Source organism: Prevotella amnii CRIS 21A-A, from assembly GCF_000177355.1.
GTDB lineage: Bacteria > Bacteroidota > Bacteroidia > Bacteroidales > Bacteroidaceae > Prevotella > Prevotella amnii.
In genome coordinates this window covers 1-1,208 of record NZ_ADFQ01000077.1, presented here as the reverse complement: position 1 = coordinate 1,208, position 1,208 = coordinate 1, and the positions used below count along the sequence as shown (strand labels likewise).

Genomic DNA, 1,208 nt, shown 5'->3' with positions numbered 1-1,208 from the left:
CGGATTCAACGTGCAAATGCACTACATCGCAAAATTATAAAATCTTTTCGTAAAAACACTCAAAAGGAGTACAAAAATTTAATTTTTCTCTTGGTCGAAGATTAATTTTGTCAGTAATTTTCGCAATATATTGATGACTAATGTCATCAAAACATGTCGACTTTGGAATATATTGACGTATCAGACCATTTATGTTTTCTATAGCTCCTTTTTGCCACGAAGAATACGGATCTGTAAAATAAACTATTACTCCAAGCTTTTTTGTTATGTACTTATGATTGGCAAATTCCAATCCATTATCTGTTGTTATGGATTTAATGATTTTTTTATATGGCATCAATAACCTTACTACTGTTTTAGATAATTCTTTAGCATCTTTTCCTTTCGGTAACTTTCTCATGAACAACATGCCTGTACTAAGTTCTTTAAGAGTTAGGATCGCACCTTTGTTTCCTTTACCTACAATAATATCCATTTCAAAGTCTCCAAATCTAACACCATTAACTTCAGCAGGACGCTCTCTTATACTTATTCTGTCAGAAATAGTTGAACGACAATCACCTACAGGACGTGAACGGTGTTTTAATTTATGTCTACAGTGAGTGTATAAACTCCCACCTTCTTTTTTATCTTTACGTATCATTCTATATATAGTTTCGTGAGAGATAATTATATCTCTTTCTCTTAAAACAGCACTGATCTGTTTTGGAGACCACTGTTCTGTTTCTAATAGGCGTATAACCTCTTCTTTTATTTCTTTTGATTTTGCATGATTCCCTGGTTTGCGTTTCTTTTTCAATTCTGCATTTTTCTGTGCTGTTTCCCAATTGTATGATCTATGTTTCCCACTATTACGATTATATTCTCGTGTAATAGTGGAAGTATCAACACCTATGAGCATTGCTATTTGTTTTCTACTTTCTCCTTTGTCAAGCAAAGTCTGAATTGTATATCGTTGTTGAGAAGTTAAATGTTTGTACATATTTTTCAATATTTAAAATTTTTCTGATAAATCTATAATAATTTAATTAAATTATTTTAACATAACCTTTTTGATATCTATGTTTTTGATATTTTAAGGGTTATACAATATCACTATTATAATTCAATCGTCTATTACAATTGGATTATAGACACATACGCTTATGCAATCTGCGGTACTTTCTCTACTTTACTCTTCCTTTATCTAAGTTTTCATTTTGTCTCTG

Annotated in this window: 1 protein-coding gene; it reads right to left on the bottom strand. The window is 30.8% G+C overall.

Annotated features, from left to right (window positions below; genetic code table 11):
- Window positions 1-34 precede the first annotated feature (34 nt).
- Entirely contained in the window at window positions 35-982 is a 948-nt protein-coding gene (locus HMPREF9018_RS06910) for an IS30 family transposase (RefSeq protein ID WP_039864628.1), read from the bottom strand.
- Window positions 983-1,208: the final 226 nt, after the last annotated feature.

Excerpts from the sequence above, each read along its gene's own strand:
- HMPREF9018_RS06910 (WP_039864628.1), bottom strand. The coding sequence starts at position 982 with ATGTACAAACATTTAACTTCTCAACAACGATATACAATTCAGACTTTG.